This is a genomic window from Sinomonas sp. G460-2 (genome assembly GCF_047759905.1).
In the GTDB taxonomy this organism is placed as follows: Bacteria; Actinomycetota; Actinomycetes; order Actinomycetales; family Micrococcaceae; genus Sinomonas.
In genome coordinates this window covers 1-1,017 of the sequence record NZ_JBKZWT010000574.1, presented here as the reverse complement: position 1 = coordinate 1,017, position 1,017 = coordinate 1, and the positions used below count along the sequence as shown (strand labels likewise).

The 1,017-nt window shown below is 72.7% G+C and carries 1 protein-coding gene; it reads right to left on the bottom strand.

The features are described from left to right. Positions 1-1,012: LacI family DNA-binding transcriptional regulator (locus ACLN58_RS22545; RefSeq protein WP_415857431.1), on the bottom strand; the 1,012-nt coding region annotated here is incomplete at its 3' end. Positions 1,013-1,017 lie beyond the last annotated feature (5 nt).

The following is a 1,017-nucleotide window of genomic DNA, read 5'->3' as shown; positions in this document are numbered from 1 at the left end:
AGCCGCAGGACGCGCGGCGCACGAGGGTCGGCGGGAAGATGCGATTGCTCTTCTGGCCGCCCCCGTCCAGGAGGGCGTCGACGGCGGCTCGGGCCATCGCATCGACCGGCTGCGCGACCGTGGAGAGCAGGGGCCAGCTGTACTCGGCCTCGGCCGAGCCATCGAAGGAGACGACCGCGATGTCCTCGGGAATCCGTACGCCGGCCTCGTGGAACGCGCGCAGGAGGCCAACCGCCTGGAGGTCGGAGCTCGCGAACACCGCCGTGGGCCAGCCCCCCTCGTTCAGGAGCCACTTCCCCGCCCGGTAGCCGCCCTCGCGGCTGAACGGGACCCGCATCACGGGGCCAGCGGCGAGCCCGACCTCCTCGACACCGTCGCGCCAGCCGACCTCGCGCCCATCCAGATCGCCGCCGGCGTTGGTGCCGATCACGAGCCCGATCCGCCGGTGCCCGTGCTCCGCGAGATGGGACACGGCGAGGCGCGCACCGCCCCTCAGGTCCACGCCGACCGAATCGTAGCCGGGGCTCTCGGCACTGTGGTTGAGCAGGACAGCGGGGATCTCGGCCGCGTCGAGGTCGCGCAGATCCGGCTCGAAGAGGTTGCTGCACAGGAAGACGCCGTCGACCCGCCGGCTCGCGAGATTCCCGACAAGCCGCCGCTCGGTGGCGAGCGATCCGTTCGAGTTGGCGATGAGCAGTGCGTAGCCGCGCTCGGCGGCGGCCTCCTCGACCGCGTGGGCGAGCGAGGCGAACAACGGGTTGGTCGCGTCCGGCACGATCATGCCGAGCATCTCGCTGGACCCGAGCTTGAGCGCGCGCGCCGCCGCGTTCGGGCGGTACCCGAGCGCGGCGATCGCGTTGCGCACCTTGGCCTCCGTGGCCGGCGAGACCCGCTTGGGCCCGCCGTTGACCACGTAGCTCACCACCGCCGTGCTCACCCCCGCGAGCCGCGCGACGTCCTTGCGGGTCGCGGTCGGCTTCGCGGATGCGGGGGTGTGCGGCATGGCCACCATGCTAT